Origin of the sequence: uncultured Ilumatobacter sp. (assembly GCF_963980585.1) — a bacterium.
Classification (GTDB): domain Bacteria; phylum Actinomycetota; class Acidimicrobiia; order Acidimicrobiales; family Ilumatobacteraceae; genus Ilumatobacter_A.
Genome location: NZ_CAXCAM010000055.1, coordinates 1 through 16059 on the forward strand (window position 1 = coordinate 1; position 16059 = coordinate 16059).

15 protein-coding genes are annotated in these 16059 nt (G+C 62.5%); 6 read left to right on the forward strand and 9 right to left on the reverse strand.

What is annotated here, in order from left to right; genetic code table 11:
• Positions 1-197: 197 nt before the first annotated feature.
• Positions 198-1862 (reverse strand): acyl-CoA synthetase, encoded by a 1665-nt coding sequence (locus ACH2DW_RS13640; protein WP_394930294.1) that lies wholly within the window; start codon positions 1860-1862, stop codon positions 198-200.
• An 11-nt stretch (positions 1863-1873) separates the two neighbouring features.
• Entirely contained in the window at positions 1874-2329 is a 456-nt protein-coding gene (locus ACH2DW_RS13645; RefSeq protein WP_394930295.1) for a MaoC family dehydratase, read from the reverse strand.
• Positions 2330-2355: 26 nt separating this feature from the next.
• On the opposite strand from ACH2DW_RS13645, the gene era reads away from it, so the two are divergent.
• The gene (gene era / locus ACH2DW_RS13650) at positions 2356-3243 is read left to right on the forward strand and encodes a GTPase Era (protein WP_394930296.1); all 888 of its coding nucleotides are present in this window, start codon (positions 2356-2358) and stop codon (positions 3241-3243) included.
• Positions 3244-3253: 10 nt separating this feature from the next.
• Here era and ACH2DW_RS13655 read toward each other — a convergent pair whose 3' ends face one another.
• Together ACH2DW_RS13655 and ACH2DW_RS13660 are read right to left on the reverse strand one after the other, a co-directional pair.
• Entirely contained in the window at positions 3254-3991 is a 738-nt protein-coding gene (locus ACH2DW_RS13655) for a GerMN domain-containing protein (protein ID WP_394930297.1), read from the reverse strand.
• Positions 3988-5370, reverse strand: a complete 1383-nt coding sequence (locus ACH2DW_RS13660) for an ATP-binding protein (RefSeq protein WP_394930298.1) — start codon at positions 5368-5370, stop codon at positions 3988-3990. The genes ACH2DW_RS13655 and ACH2DW_RS13660 overlap by 4 nt, the downstream gene beginning before the upstream one ends.
• 239 nt (positions 5371-5609) lie before the next feature.
• On the opposite strand from ACH2DW_RS13660, the gene ACH2DW_RS13665 reads away from it, so the two are divergent.
• Positions 5610-6296 carry a response regulator gene (locus ACH2DW_RS13665; RefSeq protein WP_394930299.1) on the forward strand — a complete coding sequence of 229 codons (687 nt, stop codon included), beginning with the start codon at positions 5610-5612 and terminating at the stop codon, positions 6294-6296.
• Positions 6297-6299: 3 nt separating this feature from the next.
• Here the strand turns inward: ACH2DW_RS13665 and ACH2DW_RS13670 are convergent, their stop codons facing one another.
• The 3 genes from ACH2DW_RS13670 to ACH2DW_RS13680 form a co-directional block, all read right to left on the reverse strand.
• Positions 6300-8126, reverse strand: a complete 1827-nt coding sequence (locus tag ACH2DW_RS13670; protein WP_394930300.1) for an AMP-dependent synthetase/ligase — start codon at positions 8124-8126, stop codon at positions 6300-6302.
• 90 nt (positions 8127-8216) lie between these two features.
• Entirely contained in the window at positions 8217-9089 is an 873-nt protein-coding gene (locus tag ACH2DW_RS13675) for an alpha/beta fold hydrolase (RefSeq protein ID WP_394930301.1), read from the reverse strand.
• Positions 9086-9850 (reverse strand): enoyl-CoA hydratase-related protein, encoded by a 765-nt coding sequence (locus tag ACH2DW_RS13680; protein WP_394930302.1) that lies wholly within the window; start codon positions 9848-9850, stop codon positions 9086-9088. Before ACH2DW_RS13680 ends, ACH2DW_RS13675 begins: the two co-directional genes overlap by 4 nt.
• A 79-nt stretch (positions 9851-9929) precedes the next feature.
• Between ACH2DW_RS13680 and fbaA the strand changes: the two genes are divergently transcribed.
• Together fbaA and ACH2DW_RS13690 are read left to right on the forward strand one after the other, a co-directional pair.
• Complete coding sequence (fbaA, locus tag ACH2DW_RS13685; protein ID WP_394930303.1) at positions 9930-11012, forward strand: class II fructose-bisphosphate aldolase; 1083 nt, start codon at positions 9930-9932, stop codon at positions 11010-11012.
• Between the two features lie 7 nt (positions 11013-11019).
• Positions 11020-12057: an isopenicillin N synthase family dioxygenase gene (locus ACH2DW_RS13690; RefSeq protein ID WP_394930304.1), complete on the forward strand. Its 1038-nt coding sequence runs from the start codon at positions 11020-11022 to the stop codon at positions 12055-12057.
• On the opposite strand, the gene ACH2DW_RS13695 is transcribed toward ACH2DW_RS13690, so the two are convergent.
• Positions 12054-13967, reverse strand: coding sequence for an ATP-dependent DNA helicase (locus ACH2DW_RS13695; RefSeq protein WP_394930305.1), 1914 nt, complete (start codon positions 13965-13967; stop codon positions 12054-12056). The genes ACH2DW_RS13690 and ACH2DW_RS13695 overlap by 4 nt on opposite strands.
• Entirely contained in the window at positions 13964-14641 is a 678-nt protein-coding gene (uppS, locus tag ACH2DW_RS13700; protein ID WP_394930306.1) for a polyprenyl diphosphate synthase, read from the reverse strand. The genes ACH2DW_RS13695 and uppS overlap by 4 nt, the downstream gene beginning before the upstream one ends.
• Positions 14642-14739: 98 nt before the next feature.
• Between uppS and ACH2DW_RS13705 the strand changes: the two genes are divergently transcribed.
• Entirely contained in the window at positions 14740-15312 is a 573-nt protein-coding gene (locus tag ACH2DW_RS13705; protein WP_394930307.1) for an undecaprenyl diphosphate synthase family protein, read from the forward strand.
• Positions 15309-16037, forward strand: coding sequence for a DNA repair protein RecO (recO, locus tag ACH2DW_RS13710; protein WP_394930308.1), 729 nt, complete (start codon positions 15309-15311; stop codon positions 16035-16037). Before ACH2DW_RS13705 ends, recO begins: the two co-directional genes overlap by 4 nt.
• The last annotated feature ends 22 nt before the right edge of the window (positions 16038-16059 follow it).

Here is a 16059-nt window from a genome sequence, read left to right on the forward strand (position 1 = left end):
TGGCGGGTGATTGAGTCGGACGCTGAAACGAGGAACAGGTCGGCGCTTGCGGCCATGAACGCCGGGAGAGCGAACGACACAATCAATGCCAGGATCAACCCTGCCGAACGCCACGGGCGGACGACTCACCGCCACCATGCCGCAAGACGCATCCACACGGCGGCAGCCTCACACTTTGGATCGCCGTGCTCCTTTGGCTAGGCCTGCGCGATCGACTTCGCCCAGCGGTAGTCCGCTTTGCCGCTGGGGGATCGCACGATTTCATTCACGTGCACGATTGCCTTTGGCAGCTTGTATCGAGCGATGTGCCGGGCGGCCTCGGAGAGTAGATCGGTGTCGGCGACGTCATGACCCGAACGAATTCGGACGACAGCCACTACCTCGCTGCCCCAACGCTCGCTTGGCCGTCCGGCAACCACGCAGTCATATACGCCCGGGTGCGCCTTGATCGCAGCCTCGACCTCTTCGGCGAAGATTTTCTCGCCACCTGAGTTGATCGTGACCGAATCGCGGCCGTGCAGTTCGACCATGAAGTCGTCGGGATGGTCATCGACAAATCGGGCCCGGTCACCAGGCACCGCGTAGCGCTGACCGTCGATGGTCGGGTAGGTGCGAGCGGTCTTGTCCGCGTCGCCGAGGTAGCCAAGCGCAAGGCGGCCGGTCTTGGCCAACCACCCTGTGGTGGTGTCGGTTGGGGCCAACACGGCATCAAGCTCGGGCGACAGGATGACATTGCCACTCGTCAGCTCGAAGGTGCCCGTCGAGGCATTGCCGCCAGCGGACACATGGGACACCTGGCCGCCGGCCTCGGATGACCCGAGGCCGTCGACGATCATCACCGTGGGGAGGTGCTGCAGGAACTCCACCTTCAAATTGGCCGACAGGGCGGCACCGCCGGACAGCAGAACCGTCAGCGATTCGAGGTCGTACGGCCCGCGTCCGGTTGGGTGCTCAAGTTCGTCGAGCAGCGGACGAGCGAATGCGTCGCCGACGATCAATAAGAAATTGAGGCGTTCGCTTTCGACGAGCGTCCAGATGTCGACCGGGTCGAGCTGTTCGGGAACTGATTGCACGAAGATTGTGCCACCACCCAGCCAGGTGCGGAAGCTCATCCAGTGTCCCGCTCCGTGCATAAACGGAGGTGCCAGTAGTGCTTGGAGACCGGTATTCGCCTCGGCAACGAATTCTTCGACTGTTGTCGCTGTACGCGAACCCCCAAAACACTCGACCATGGCGTCGCCGTTGCGCCACATGACGCCTTTCGGCATCCCGGTGGTGCCACCGGTGTAGAGCATGTAGAGATCATCGGCGCCCCACTCGACGTTTGGACGGTCGGGTGATGCTGCGGCCAAGGCATCCTCGTACCAGACCGCGCCGGGAAGTAGATCATTCCCGGAATGGTCGGGGACCTGCAGGATCACGTCAAGGTGCGCGAGGTCGGGCAGGACCTCGGCGAGTACGGGGGCGAATTGACTGTGCACCACGATCGCCCGAGCGTGCGCATCGTCGAGCAGATATCGCAATTCTTCCGCGACGTATCGGTAGTTGATGTTGAACGATGCAACGCGCGCTTTCAGCGCACCCAACATCACCTCGAGGTATTCGTTTCCGTTGTGGAGGTAGACACCAATATGATCCTGCCCGCTGACGTGGCCGTCGAGATCGCCGCGTTCGGTGTGGCAGCCCAGGCCTCGATCGAGGAGCGCGTTGGCCAGCCGCCGAGTGCGCTCGGTCACCTCACCCCACGTGAAACGATGATTGCGAAAGACGAGGCACGCGTCGTCGGGCCGGGTCGCCGCAATTGCCTCGTGAACTTCGGCAAGGCCGATGGTGATCGGTTCGGCGGATGGAGCGTTCGGCATGGGCGTCTTGATCAGACGTAGTACCGGAAGATGACTTCCGCGACACACGAGGGTTTCTCGGAACCTTCGCATTCGAACACGAATTGCTGCGTTACCTGAGCGCCACCCGGGATGTCGTCGACAGCGACAAGCGTGATGCCGAGCCGAACCTTGGCGCCCACGGGAACGGGCGACGGGAATCGAATCTTGCCGGCCCCATAGTTGACGCCCATCGCAACGCCCGACACGCCGAAGACCTGTGGCGACAGCATGGGGCCAAGTGACAACGTCAGATAGCCGTGAGCGATCGGGCCGCCGAAGGGCCCGGCTTTGGCACGTTCAACGTCGATGTGTATCCACTGGTGGTCGCCGGTTGCCTCGGCGAACTGCTGGACTTGTTCCTGGGTGATCTCCGTGTACGGAGACCAGCCCAGGTGCTCGCCGACAAGGGTCTTCATCTCATCGATGCCGTTGATCATGCGCGTCATAGGTGAGAGGTTGGCAGACTGGTGGCGTGACCGACGAAACGACCAGCCCTGATGCGCCAGTGAATTCGGACGGCTACACGTCGGGCTTCGTCACGTTCGTCGGGCGACCCAACGTCGGGAAATCGTCGTTGGTGAATGCCATCTGCGGACGCAAGATCAGCATTGTCTCCGACAAGCCTCAGACCACACGGCATCGCATCATGGGCGTGCTCACGAGGCCGACCAGCCAGCTGGTGTTCGTCGATACGCCGGGGCTGCACAAGCCAGTCACAGCGCTCGGCGAGCGAGTGAATGCAACGGCGCTCGACAGCACGAAAGACGTTGATGCGACGTGTCTGGTGCTTGACGCCACAATGCAGTTCGGTAAGGGCGACAAATGGGTTGCCGATCATCTCGACATGTCAGCTTCGACCGTCATCGTCAACAAGACCGACATTGCCAAACCACAGCAGGTGCTTGCGATGCTCCAAGCGGCCAGCCAATTGGGTGCGAAAGAATATTTCCCGGTCTCGGCCAAGACGGGTGAGGGCATTGGCCCTCTCGTTGATCATCTTGCCCGCACACTTCCGGAAGGCCCGCAGTACTTCCCCAATGACGAGATCTCCGATCTGCCCGAGGAACGTTGGGTTGCAGAGCTCGTCCGTGAGCAACTGCTCGCGGTGACCCACGACGAACTGCCGTATTCGATCGCGACGGAAGTCGTGGAATGGGAATGGCCTCGGATCCGCGTCAACATTCTCGTCGAACGCGACAGCCAAAAGGGGATGGTCATCGGCAAGGGCGGAGCCATCTTGAAGCGTGCCGGCGAGCTTGCCCGTAAGCAGATGCCCGAAGGTGTCTACCTCGAACTGAGGGTGAAGGTCGACAAGGATTGGCAGCGCAAACCCGAACGAGTCGAGCGACTCGGGTACTGATCGGTGCGGCCTATTCCGGAATGCTGGTCGTGACATTCACCGGATCAACGAGCTCGCCGGGGATGCCGTTTGGCAATCGGGGCGCGCCCAGGAGTCGGTTGAAGTCGTCGACGGATGCAGCTTCCTGGGACCCGCTATCGGTGGGAATCAACACGATCTGGTCGTCGATGGTAAAAGAGACCTGGCCGACGGCTGGCGTATTTTGGAGCAGTGTCACGACGATCTGTGCGAGCGCCTCGCGCTGATTGCGCAGGGCGATTGCGTTGAATTCGTCGCCGTCCAGCTCGACTTGGATGATGCCACTTTCGCTGGTCGGTGTGCCGACGATGAGGCCGGGCTCGACGAACGATTGCAGCCGCTCGCCGACGCTGTCGTCGGGAGGTCCGTCTTCGAGGAGGACAACGAGTTCGTTGAGCCCGTACGACGGATCGACCTCGGATGTCGCAGGAGAAAGTAGCCCGCGACTGATGAAGTAGACGGTCACCATCGCCGCAGGCGGTGGCGGATCGGTGACAGGCACAGTTGTGGTGGTCTCCAACGCAGGGTCAGGGGCCTGCGGCGCGAGCGTGGTTGTGGTTGTGGTTGTGGTTGTGGTTGTGGTTGTGGTTGGATCGTTCAGCCCGCCGAGCACGTCACCATCGATGTCCTGAAACGTGGCATCGCCGGTCGGCACTCCGCACGAGACGGCGACGACTGCCAACGCTTGTGTCGCAAGCGCTGCAAGCAAGGTCCGCGTCGACGGCCTCACGCGTCGACCGCCATCGGGAGTTCAACCACAAAGCGAGCGCCACCGAACTTGCCGTCCTCAACCCAGGCGCGCCCGCCCATTGCAGAGCTGTGCTCGGCGACCAGGGCGAGTCCGAGTCCGGTGCCGATCCGGTGCCGAGCAGCGCTCCCGCGCGCGAAACGCTCGAAGATCCGCTCGCGCTCTCCTTGAGCGACACCGGGACCGTCGTCGATGACAGCTATGCGGATGCGTTTGTCCCGGGCGGGTTCGATCTGAATTTCGACAGCTCCACCTCCATGATTCTTGGCGTTTTCGATGAGGTTGCCGACGATTCGTTCGTAGCGCACCTTGTCGATCGACACCTCGCGTCGAGTTCGTGGTGCAACACTGATCGGCACGTCCGGAGCGCCGTACCGTCCGGCGATTCGACGGGTCAGGTCGACGATGTCGAGGCGCTCGACATTCATGTCGGTAGCGCCCGCGTCGAGCCGCGAGAGTTCGAGAAGGTCGATCACCATGCTGTCGAATCGTCGCACCTGACCGACCACGACGTCGAGCGCCTGGCGAGTTCGCTCCGGAACTTCTTCCCGGCGGCCGTCCATTACTTCAACGGCCGCAGTCAGAGCAGTGATCGGTGATCGCAGCTCATGGCTGACGTCGGAGGCAAAACGGGCCTCTCGTTCGATGCGTGTTTGGACGGCATCGGCCATGTCGTTGAATGAGCCCGCCAAACGGTCCAGGTCGGGGTCGGACTCTTCAACAAGACGGGTGTCCAGCCCGCCAGACGCGATGTCCTCCGCGGCGTCAGCAACGCGGCTGAGCGGGCGGAGCAATCGGCGGCTCGTCGAGAAACCGAAGAGGGAAGCCAGTATCAGGCCACCGAGGCCGCCGAGAGCCAGCGCGGTGAGGATCGAACGCAGCGTGCGCTCGGTGTCACTGAGTGGGAATGCCTCGAAATAGGCCGCGTCGTGTGCGCCAATGTACAACCCGACGACGACGTAGTCCTCCCCGTTGATGACGGCGTACTGGCGCCCGTTGCCGCCCCTGCGGACGGTGTCGACGAGGCTGGCCGGGTAGTCGTCGATCCGAACGCGAGTGTCCGAACCGGCAATCTGCGTTGAGGTGTCAGCGGCAAGCAAACTGGCGAACCCACCGTCCGCGGTGCGGAGATCGGCGTCAAAAAAGCTGCCGATCTGGCCCGGAGCTGCGGTGTATTCCTCGCGGACTTGACTCGCATTGACGATGGCTTGGTCGCGGGCCGACGAGTCCTCTCGGGCCAAGAGGTTGCTCCGCGCAAATCCGTAGGTGACTCCGATGAGGACCGATCCGGCGAACAGGGCAATCAGTGCGAAGAACAGCGTGACGCGGGTGCGGAGGCGGAGAGAGCGTTGCCGAGCCACGAAACGAAGTGTTGCAGGGTTGCCAGTCCGAAATGGTACGAGCGGCGGGATTCACGCGCTGCCGGTGAGACACCAGGGGGAGGACGGTGTCTCACCGGGGCAGCGTGAACAGATACAACAATGCGCCTCGCGTGTGACAGACCTATTCGGGATGTGTGCGATTTCTGTAACAAAGATCGAACCCCCGAAAACCTGGCCTCACCTCGGGGAACGCGGTGCGGTGTAGTGTCCGAACGTACATGGAATCGTTGCTGTTTATCGAAGACGACGACGCGATTCGGTTGGCGCTGTCTCTCGCGCTCGAAGACGAGGGCTATTCGGTTCGCCAAGCCGCCAATGGTCAGGACGGTCTGGCCGCATTCGACGTGGCATCCACTGACTTGGTGCTCCTCGACCTCCGCTTGCCCGACATGTCGGGCTTCGAGGTGTGTCGAGCACTGCGTCTGAAGAGCATTGTCCCGATCATCATCATCACGGCCCAAACCGACACCGTGGACATGGTGGCTGGGCTCGAAGCGGGCGCCGACGACTACGTGACCAAACCGGTGGTGCCGAAGGAACTGGCTGCGCGCATTCGCGCGCTCCTCCGCCGCGTGCACCTGCAAGGAGCGACAACGGCGTCGGCGGCGTCGGTCTTCGGTGACATCGAGTTGCTGCGGGAGCAGGGCATTGTGTTGAAGGGCGGCGCGGAGCTCAGCCTCACCAAGACTGAGTTCCGATTGCTGTGTGAGTTCGCCGACCATGCTGGCGCTGTGCTCTCGCGCGATCAACTGCTCGAGCGTGTGTGGGGGTACGAATACCTCGGCGACTCGCGGTTGGTCGACGCGCACGTTCGCCGACTGCGCGTCAAAGTCGAGGAACATCCCGACGATCCGAAGTTGATCGTCACCGCCCGTGGCGTTGGGTATCGGCTGATCAAGAACTGATTGCTATTTCGCGTACAGCGAGTCGATCTCTGCGGCGAACGCTGCGAGGACACCGCGCCGCTTGAGCTTTGAGGTCGGCGTCAGCAGGTCGGTGTCCGGCATCCATTCATCGCCCAGCACCTTGACCTTCTTGACGGCCTCGGCGTTGTTGAAGTCTGCCATCGCTTCGACGAGGCCGGCATTGACTTCGGCAATCACGTCGGGATTCTCCGCCAGTGCTGCCGTCGTGGCGGCATCGCCCTGCACACCGTGCTCAGTTGCCCACGCCGCCGATGCATCTGGATCGAGGACGACCAGCGCAGCGACAAATGGCTTCTGCTCGCCGATGGCACACGCTTGCCCCACCAGCGGGATCATCTTGAGTGCCGCTTCGAGGTTCGCCGGGCTGATGTTCTTGCCGCCCGCAGTGATGATCAGTTCCTTCTTGCGATCAACGATCTTGAGGTAGCCCTCGTCATCCATGATTCCGATGTCGCCCGTGTGGACCCAACCGTCGTCGTCGATCGACTCCGCTGTCTTGTCGGGAAGCCCGAGGTACCCCTCGAACATGTTGCCGCCCCGTGCGAGAACCTCACCGTCGTCGGCAATCTTCATCTCGACGCCGACTGCGGCCTGGCCGACGTAGCCAGGCTTCGCTGCAGCCGACCAGGAGAGCACCGCAGTGGTTTCGCTCATGCCGTAGCCCTCGCTCAGCGGCACACCAATGGTGCGGAACCACTCGAGGATCTCGGCGGGGATGGGTGCAGCGCCGGAGATGCCGATCTCGACCTCGTCGAGGCCAATCAGACCGCGGACGGCTTTGAAGCCGACCTCATCCAGGAAGTTCCAGGTGGCGACTTCTTCCTCGGTTGCCTCTCCCTGAGTCATTTTCTCCATGATCGGTGTCGCAGCAGCGATTGCGTCGTTGAATTGCTGCTCCTTTTCAGGATCGGCCGAAATCGCGGCCGTGACGCCGGCGTACATCTTTTCCCAGACGCGGGGAACGCCGATGAAGACGTTCGGCTTGCTCTCACGGACCATCGCCGGCATCTGCGAGGTTTCCGGGCAGCAGTAAACCTTCGTGGCGAAGTCAAGCATGTAGTAGTGACCGAGGAGACGCTCCATCACGTGGGCCATGGGCAGATACGAAACGTGACGCTTGCCTGCGAAGTCTTCGATGTCGGTCTGGTCGCGCATCGACTGGCCAACGGACTCAAGTGTCCACGCCACGTTGCTGTGGCTGAGCATGACGCCCTTTGGTGGGCCGGTCGTGCCGGAGGTGTAGATGATGGTGGCGACGTCATCGAGCGTGGCGGTTTGTGCCTCCACCGCGAGGTCGACCGGCTCGAACGCAATCAAGTCGCTATAGCGCAACACGTCGTCGGGTGTCTCGTCCGTGGTTTCGATCAGGGCGATGTGCTTGATCGTTGGAATCTTTTCGCGCACCGACTCGAAGCGCTCCAGAAAGCCGCTGTCTTCGAGAATCGCGACCGAGGCGCCGCAGTCGTTGATCAGGTACTGGATTTGATCGGGAGCCGAGGAGTTGTAGATCGACACCGGGGTGGCGCCGCAGAAGAGCACGGCGGTGTCGAGGGCGTGGAACTCTTGGCGGTTGCGAATCATCATGACGACCTTGTCGCCGCGAGCCACGCCGAGGTCTTTGAGCGCAGCGGTCAGACGAGCGACGTCAGCAGCCATCTCGTTCAGGGTCTTGGATGCCCACGAGCCGTCCGCGGCCTTCCAGTTGAGGACTTCGATGTCGCCATTGCGCTCGACGTTCTGCAGAAACCGCTTCGGGAGGTTCTGTCCGGCAATGCGGTCGTGGAGATCCTGGCTGGTGACAGTGGTCATGAGACCATTCTCGCACGACGGTTCTGCATTGCGAAACTCGGCTGTCACCCGTCGATGAACTCGGCTGTCACCCGTCGAGGAACTCGGCTGTCACCCGTCGAGGAACTCGACAACGGCGTCAGTGAACACGTCGTTCTTGTCGCCGGCGATCATGTGAGCGGCATCTTTGACGTCGACATAACGCGCGTGCGGGACCATCTTGAGGAACTCGTCAACCTCGTCTTGCGTCACCAGGTCCGAGAGTCGTCCACGGACCAACATCGTCGGCATCGTGATTCTTCGAGCGATCATCTCAAGTTCGTCATGATGACGGTCGCGGGCGTGTTCTGAGTTGGTGCCTGATCGGACGTCAAGGAAAGCCGGATCCCAGTGCCATCGCCAGCGTCCGTCATCGCCGAGTCGGAGGTTCTTGGCGAGGCCCGACAGATCCTTGGGTCGCGGTCGATGTGGCTGGTACTCGGCGATCGCATCAGCGGCTTCCTCGAGGTCTACAAAACCCTCGTCCGCCTTGGCGGCCATGAACTCGAGGATGCGGCTGACGCCCTTCGCGGCGGGCCGAGGGGTGATGTCGACCAGCGTCAGCGACGAGAACCACGCAGGAGCAGCGTCGATGACGTGGAGTCCGGTCATCCCGCCGAGCGATGCCCCGACCCAGGCGATGCGCGTCGTCGGGTTGTCGTGGCGAATCCACTCGGCAATGCGCAGTGCATCACCGCAGTACGCGCCCATCGAATAGTCGCCGTCAGGTGCCCAGGTTGAATCGCCGTGCCCGCGCAGGTCAATCGACGCCACGCGATGTCCCTTGGCCGCGAGGGTTGCGGCTGTGCCACCCCACGAGTGCCGGGTTTGGCCGCCGCCGTGGGCGAGGATCACGGGCGTGGCGTCTCCCGGCCAGTGGTCCGCGACAATGAACTGGTTGTCACCGGTAGCGACACGGATGGTCTCGGGCGCCGAATGCGTCACGTTTGGTCAGATTCGCTCAGGACCCAGGTGGGTCGTCGCTTCTCGCGGAACGCCTGCATGCCGATCTTCGCGTCGGGTCCTTGGAACAGCTCGTTCGACAGACCCTCCATTGCGGCGAACGCCGTGTCGCGGTCCATCGTCGGAACTGAGTGGAGCAGCGCCTTGGTCTCGCGAACGGCCCGGGGTGCGCCGGCCTTGATGCCGTCCACCAACGCAGCAACGGATGTCGCAACATTGTCAGTGACATGAGTGACCAAGCCAATCGTTCGGGCTTCATCCGCACCGAACTGCTCACCGGTCAACATCGCTGCCGCGATCTTGCCGGGCGGCACGCGCCGCAGAATGGGGACCGAGATGATGGCTGCGGCGACGCCGATGCGCACCTCGGTCAGCGCAAACGTCGTGGTGCTGTGCACGACGACGAGATCGCAGGATGCCATCAGCCCGATCCCGCCGGCCCGCACGGCACCATCGACCGCAGCAATCGTCGGCCGCTCTGTGTCCATCAAGCGTTTGAGGGCTCGTACCATCGGTCCGGAGTCCGGCGGGCCGTCGGATCGTTCCTTCAGGTCGGCGCCGGCGCAGAACGCCGGCCCTTCGTGACGGAGCACGATGGCTCGGGCTTGGGCTTCCTCCGCGGCGTCGATCCCAGCGTGTAGCTGGTCGAGCAAGGGCTTCGAGAGTGCATTGCGGTTGTGCTGTGAGTCGAGCGTGATCGTGGCGACATCATCGACGATCACCGCGTGAACCAATTCAGACATGCGCCGAACGTAGCCCCCGTCGCAGATCCAACCTCGGTTGGGCTGACCAACGTGAAGGGTTTCGCGTACGCTCAGAGCTGTGACTGAACTTCGCAACGACTTCCCCGCAGGCGTGCTCACCGGCGAGGCGGTGAACCAGGTTTTTGCATTGGCGAAAGACCAGCAGTTTGCGCTTCCCGCAGCAAACTGCATTGGCACCAACTCGATGAATGCCGTCATGGAGACTGCCGGAAAACTCAACAGCCCGGTCATCATTCAATACTCGACCAGCGGGTCGGCATTCGTCGGGGGGAAGAACGTCCCGGTCGACTCCAGCCGAGCGTCGATACTCGGTTCGGTCGCAGGAGCCAAGCACGTGCAGACGTTGGCGGAGGCCTATGACGCTCGGGTGATCCTTCACACTGATCACTGCCCGAAGGCGAAGCTTCCATGGATTTCAGGGCTCCTCGACGTCGGCGAAGAGCACTTTGCCGCAACCGGAGCGCCACTGTTCAGTTCGCACATGCTCGACCTCTCTGAAGAGCCGATGGAGGAGAACCTCGACATCTGCGTCGATTACCTGAAACGAATGGCGCCGATGGGCATGACCCTCGAGATCGAACTCGGTATCACCGGAGGCGAGGAAGATGGCGTCGATAATTCCGATGCCAATCCCGAGGACCTGTACTCGAAGCCCGAAGAAGTCGCGTATGCCTACGAGCGGCTGATGGAAGTCAGCCCGAACTTCACGATCGCCGCAGCGTTCGGCAATGTGCACGGTGTCTACAAGCCGGGGAATGTCAAGCTCACGCCGACGATCCTCCGTGATGCGCAAGCGCATATCGCCGAGAAGTATTCGACTGAATCAGACAAGCCCGTCAACTTCGTGTTCCATGGAGGCTCGGGCTCGACGGCTGCTGAGATTGAAGAGGCGCTGGGCTATGGCGTCATCAAGATGAACATCGACACCGACCTCCAATGGGCGTTCTGGGACGGGATCCGCGGGTACGAGTCCGACAAGCACGATTATCTCCAGGGCCAGCTCGGCAACCCCGATGGCGCCGACGCGCCGAACAAGAAGTACTACGACCCGCGTGTCTGGCTGCGGTCTGGTGAAGTGAGCTTCGTCGACCGCCTTGAGCAAGCCTTCCGCGAGCTCAACAACGTCGACACCCTCGCCTGAGTGGCAGATGCCCGCTCGCATCCCGACGATCGATTTGGGTCCGCTGCGCGGGACCGACGGCGAACGACGGGCGCTCGCCGATGAGCTGACCGCGGTCTACCACGACATCGGTTTTGCCGTGCTGGTCAACCACGGCCTGCCGGCGGGCTACCTCGACAACGTGTTCGCGATGATGGCCGAGTTCTTTGCGCTGTCCGACGAGCAAAAACTGTTCATCGACAAGCGTGAGTCGCGGCACTTCCGCGGCTGGGAAGCGGTCGGCACCGAATTCACCAACAATCGGCCCGACGTCCGCGAACAAATCGACGTGTGGTCTGAACGGCCGGCCCTCGCTGCCGATGTCGTGCCTGCGTACCTTCGGTTGCTCGGGCCAAACCAGTGGATGCCCGACGACGTCATCGCAGGACAGCAAGCATTGACGCTCGACTGGTTCAATCGGCTTGGAACTCTTGCAGACGAGATTCTCAGCCTGTTCGCACTCGGGCTCGGACTCGACGCTGACCACTTCTGCACCGCGTTTGACAAGAACTCGATGTCGCTCACGAAGTTCATCAACTATCCGCCGACTCCCGAGGGATCGGCCGGGGTGAACGCACACCACGACACGGGATTCATCACGTTGCTGGCAGCAGGACCGACGCCGGGTCTCCAGGTGCTTGATCCGGCCGGAGACTGGATCGACGTGCCGGTCGTGCCCGATTCGTTCGTGCTGAACATCGGAGAAATGCTGCAGGCGATGACGGGGAACTATCTCGTTGCCACGGCGCATCGGGTCATCACGAGCGAACCGCGCATGTCGTCCGCGTACTTCCACGGCCCGTCGCTTGACACGGCGTTGGATCCCATCCGGCTCGACCAGCGATTCGTCGATGCGGTGGAAGCGAGCGAACGACACAGGGCGGCTGGATTCATGGCGACCAAGGAGCAAACCGATGCCGGAGTGGGCGACATGGGGAGCGCGAGTCACACCGATACCTACGGCGATCAGCTCTGGAACTACTTCGCCAGGAGTTACCCGGACATGATGCAACGCCACTACGGCTAGGTGTCGCGGATGGTCTCCAGAAACTCCACGACATCGCTTCGGTGCCGCGTACGTTTCATCGGGGGAAGCGCCGACACGATGTCCCAGCGATAACGCGCCTTGCCCAGCCGCGGATCCATGACGGCAACGACACCCTTGTCGGTCGAGGTACGGATCAGACGCCCGCAGGCCTGTGCCAACATCATTGACGCACGCGGGATATCGATCTGGCTGAACGCTGCGGGGCCAAGGAGGTCGCGCCGAGCGGACAACAACGGATCGTCAGGCCGTGGGAAGGGAATGCGATCGATGACCACGAGCGAGAGGGTCTTACCCGGGACATCGACACCCTGAAAGAGCCCGGCCGTGGCGAACAGGCACGTCTCTTCGGAATCGGTGAATGCCTGGACCAGGGCAGGTTTGGGCAGGTCGCGCTGCGTCAGAATCGGCATGTCGAGTCGGCTCTTCATCTCTTCAGCTGCTTCGTCCATGGCTCGATAGCTCGTGAACAAGGCCAGGGTCCGACCCCCTGCGGCATTGATCAACGCCTCAAGTTCGTCATTGGCCTTCGCGCGGAAGCCGCCATCGTTCGGGTTGGGCAGATGGATCGCGTTGTACAGCAGCGAGTTCGCTGCGTAGTCGAACGGGCTGCCGACGTCGGCGACCTCCACTTCGCTCGTCTGCATGCCGACTCGTTCTGCAAGCGACGACGGGATCGTTGCGCTCGTGAGAATTGCGGTTCGCTTCGACCAGACCCCTTCGGTCATGGTCGGTCCGACATCAAGCGGCGCAATTTCAAGCCGCGGCGATTCGCGTGAACCGGAGACAAAAGCGACGTGACCTTCGCGGCCTTCGATGGCGATATCGAGCTGGCTGATCGAGCGGCCGGTCATGGTTTGCGCCCGCAGCTTGCGCTGCTTGGCATCCTCGTTCTTCGTGTCGATGGCGATCAGCGTGTCGTTGACATCACCGAGCCGCAGGCGAGCATCGGTCAACACTTCTTGAATCTCGTCGGGGAGTGGGGCGGTCAGCCGTTTCCCGACCTCGTCGCCGAGCACGTCGCGCAGACCTGCGCCGATCTCGGCGATACCGCCGGTGAGGCTGGGGTCGGTGATGATCTTGCCGACGACGCCTGACAGTGCTGTAAATCGCCCGGGCGAAACCTCGACACCAACCGTGTCGCTCATCGTGTCTTCAAGGACGTGGGCCTCGTCGAACACAACGACGTCGTGGTCGGGAAGGATGGCACCGTCACTCGCCACGTTGAGGCCGTACAGATAGGTATTGACCACGATGACGTCGGCAGCAGCAGCCCTGCGTCGAGCCTGCTCGGCGAAGCAGGGATCGCCCAGCGGGCATTTGTCCGCTCCAGGGCATTCGTCGCTGCCTACGCTCACGGAGCGCCACGCATTGTCGGACGGCGACCAGTCGAGTTCGGCTTGATCGCCGGTCGCCGAAGTGCCGGCCCACTCCGCGATCTTCTTGATCTCGGCCTGGGTGACCACGGCCAAGGTGTCGAGTTCGAGCTGCCCCTGTTCGCCGCCGCTCATCTCTTTTAGCCGCTGCAGACAGACGTAGTTGCTGCGGCCCTTCAGTACGGCGAAGTCGAAGTCGGCGTCGAGATGTTCCGCGAGAAACGGCAGGTCCTTATTTGCGAGCTGATCCTGCAGGGCCTTGGTCGCGGTGGCGATCACCACACGTTTCTCACCGGTGATTGCAGGGACGAGGTAGGCAAGGGTCTTGCCGGTTCCGGTGCCGGCTTGAACCACGAGGTGCTTGCCGGATGCGATCGATTGCTCGACAAGGCGAGCCATCTCGAACTGGCCGGGACGGTCCTCCGCGTTGTCGAGTGCTGCGGTGGCCTGGGCAAGCGCCGCGAGTGCCTCGCCGGGTTCGGACGAGGCTGGGGGCGCGGCTGAGTCGTCGGTCATGCGTCGAGCAGTGCGAGTGCTTCGTCGAGTTCGGTTTCGCCGAAGTCGGGCCACGCGGTGTCGGTGAAGTGGATCGCCGCGCCTGCTGCCTGCCAGAGCAGGAAATTTGACACCCGGCGCTCGCCACTGGTCCGAATGACGACGTCGACCGGCGGGAGGTCGGGCAAATACATGTGCTGGCTGATCGTCTCGGGCGTCACGCCGGCATCGGTGGACCGCGCCCCTTCGACTGCTTTCACCAATTCGGCACGGCCGCCGTAATCGAAGGCGACCGTGAGCGTCATGCCAGTGTTCTCGGCGGTGTCCACAATCGCCTTACGGATTGCCCGCTGCACGTACTTTGGGGTTCGGGCCTCGCGCGAATCGAAGGGCCGGCCGATCCACTGGATTCGGACGTTGAGCTCATTTAACTCCGCAACACGTCCGAACAGCTTCTCGTGGAGGCCCAGAATGTGGCGCACTTCGGGACGAGGCCGCCGCCAATTCTCTGTCGAGAAGCCGAACACGGTCAACCAGCCGATGTCGCGCTGCACCGCGACTCGGACGAGACGGGCAAGGTTCTCCTCGCCTTCGGTGTGGCCGTCTGTGCGAGGCAACCCACGACGGCCCGCCCAGCGACCATTGCCATCCATGATGCATGCGACGTGGAGCGGATGGTGAGCATCGGGCGGCACGCCGAGCACCGTACTTGGCCCGATGGTCTGCGAGCCGCCACATATGGCGACGGACGTGGAAGAATGAGCTAGTGGTTGTCAACGTTGCCTCCACGCCTGTGCCTGAGGCAGGGGCGGCTGACACATCTGACTCAACGCGCCAGTTCCTCCGCCATGTGATGGTGGTGGGCGGCACGCTGCGCGAGTGGAACGATCTCGGCGAGCAGCGATGGGCCCACCGGGTCGAGACGCTCGGGGCGATTGTCGGCCAGGCCGGTGCGTCGTACCTCACGTTGCGGGCATTCGAGCCGGGCGATGACGCTGTTGAGCAAGACTGGTGGGAGCGTCAGATCGGCAACTGTCACGTCATGATCGATCCATGCGGCGACGGGCGCGATCGGTTTGCCGCAGCGATGCGGCGGCTTGACCCGGCGGACCCAGTCAACGAAGCAACGGTTGCTGAGGCGCTCTACGCCCCCGCTGATTGTGAACCCGACCTGATCCTTGTACTCGGTGAGCCCAATCGTCTCCCGCCGTCATTGGTGTGGGAGCTGGCATATGGCGAGCTGGTCTTCGTTCCGCTGAGCTGGGATGAACTTGCTGCAGATCACGTCGTCGACGCCATTGCCGACTTCGCGAAGCGTGAACGGCGATTCGGGGGTCTCGACGAGACCGACGAATCGATCGGATGAGCGAGCTCTATCGCGACACCGGTGTGGTTCTGCGGACCTACAAGCTGCGGGAGGCTGACCGCATCATTGTGATGCACACCCGTGACAACGGCAAGGTTCGGGCCGTCGCAAAGGGCGTGCGGAAGACGAAGTCGAAATTCGGTGCCCGGCTGGAGCCGATGAGCCATGTCAACGTCCAGCTCTACCGCGGGCGCGAGTTGGACATCGTGACCCAGGCTGAGTCGGTCGAACCGCTTGCGCCGATGCTGTCGTCGTTGGATCGCGCCTCGCAGGGCCTGGCCGTGCTCGAGGCCGTTGATCAGCTGTCGCTCGAACGAGAACCAAACCAACAGCTGTACCGAATGGTTGTCGGAGTGTTGCGCACCATTGCATCCAACCCGTCGCCGATCAACGTGCCGGCGTTTTACTGGAAGTTGCTGGCGAATGAAGGCATGCGTCCGCAACTCGACGTGTGTGTCCGGTGCGGCGAGTCCGGGCCGGGAACGCAACTCGTTGCCTTCGATCTGAACGAAGGCGGGGTGCTGTGTCGCGCCTGTCGTTCTGGCCAATCAATCAGCGCCGGAGCGCTGTCGCTGCTGCGCGACATCCTGGGCGGCCGCCTTGCTCATGCATTGGCTCAGCCCGAGTCGCCCGTCACGCACGAGGTTTCGGCATTGGCGACTCGTGCCTTGGAGTTCCACATCGAACGACGACTCAAAGCCGTCGCGATGTTCGAAGCGCACTGACCCATCGCGGCCCTGCCCACGC